The organism is Moorena sp. SIO3I6 (assembly GCF_010672095.1).
In genome coordinates this window covers 1-1,736 of sequence record NZ_JAAHHU010001053.1, presented here as the reverse complement: position 1 = coordinate 1,736, position 1,736 = coordinate 1, and the positions used below count along the sequence as shown (strand labels likewise).

The following is a 1,736-nucleotide window of genomic DNA, read 5'->3' as shown; positions in this document are numbered from 1 at the left end:
ACAGACCGAGTAGCATTGTGGCGTCTGCGTCAGTCTAATCCCCTGCGCAAAAGTTCAGGAGGACGGAAAAAGCTGGATGTGGAGGAAGCGCGATCGCTAGTTTTAATCATCTGTCACTTGGCTAAAGACCATCAAGAACTAATCCGTCGTGCGGTGGCTTTACTCGAACAAATGACACAACAAAACAGTGAACCTCATCGTGCTGCTTTATTGGGAGATTATTTAGACAACTTTAACAACACTTACCGAGAACGGATGACCCAAGAAGAAAAGGTATCAACTGATAGTCTAAAGCAACTGGCTCTTAAACTATTAATCAAATTACTCTTCTATAGTGGAGCAAAAGGTCATCAGCGTTTATGGTTAGCCTTATTAGGTAAAGTATCTTAAGGATTGCATCCAGGAAACTATCTAGCATTTATCAATTGGGTGAGGTACAAAATCCTGGTTTTTAGGAAGTAGGGAGTAGGGAATAGGGAATAGGGAGTAGGGAGTAGAGAGTAGGTAACTCATAAATGGTCAAAAATTATGTGTACCTCATAGCTATGATAAACGCTATAGCATTTTCATTTGATATGCGAAAAATTGATTAAAGAACGGAATAGGAACAGTAAACAGAGAACATTAGGAAAGAGAGCAGAGTATTTTTTGGTGTTATGATAAATCAGTATTGGGTTTTATGATTTCTTGGGAAATGCTATAGAAATAAACGATTAACGATTAACGATTAACAATTAACAATTAACAATTAACAAATGACTAATAAATAAATAATGACCAATGACCAACATAGTCCTACGACGTTACACTCCTCCTACCTGTACCCTATCAATTTGGGCAAACCGCTCACCCTTATCCCGCTGGGTGGGACAATCTGTGGTGAAGAAGTTGCGGTTTGAGTTGCGTTTTGATGACCCCCGCAAGCCAGAAGAACAACAGGTAACCTTACGAGGCAACGCAGAAGATTTAGATGTGTTGTATGAAGCGGTAGATGGCTATGTTCAGCACTTCCTTGAGCCGTCCCCAAACCAACTGGTTGCCTCTGGAAACTCTAAGGCCGTAGGCCACGCTACGCGATCGGCTGAGGTTACTCCCTTGACTGTCCTAACTCTTCCAACCCCTCAGGCAGAAAATGCCACAGCAGTTCCAACTCAGCCAATCCATCTGCAATCGAAAGGGTTACTGAGCCATAGCCTGTTTCTGGGTAAGCTGGCTAATGAAGAATCTGGGTCAGTGGTTGATTTAAGTGCTACACAGCTGTTTGATTTAGCTACCGCTTTGGATGAATATGCGGCTGAAGTAGTATCCCTACCAAAACTCAATCAGCCCAGTTGGAAACCAGAATCATCGGGTTGGATGCGTACAGCAGCATCGATGCTGTTGGCAGTGGGTGTAACAGCAGCAGTGATTAAGTTGCTTGAGAAACCTCAGCCTGTTGAGAAAGCGAAAACACTAACCACAGAAGTCCCAACAACAGCATTAGACTCCAGCAAGATTGGGAAAAAGCGAGCCATCTCCCAGGTACCCCCAGCACCGAGCACTCCCATCCCAACTCCATCGGTACCACCCCGTCTGTCCCCAGGAACCAAGTTACCCCCACCGCCTCCCCTTAAGCCACCCTCTCCACCAGTACGCACTCCGCCACCGCCTCCCGTTAAGCCACCCTCTCCACCACCAGTACGCACTGCGCCAGCAATAGCTTCACGCCCGAATTCACGTCCGATGCTCAAGATTGT

2 protein-coding genes are annotated in these 1,736 nt (G+C 45.4%); both read left to right on the top strand.

Annotation, left to right across the window (positions count from 1 at the left end):
- Positions 1–390 (top strand): DUF3038 domain-containing protein (locus tag F6K49_RS46015; RefSeq protein WP_293109047.1); only part of this gene is annotated, 390 nt, incomplete at its 5' end.
- A 390-nt stretch (positions 391–780) separates the two neighbouring features.
- Positions 781–1,736: DUF4335 domain-containing protein (locus F6K49_RS46010; protein ID WP_293109044.1), on the top strand; the 956-nt coding region annotated here is incomplete at its 3' end.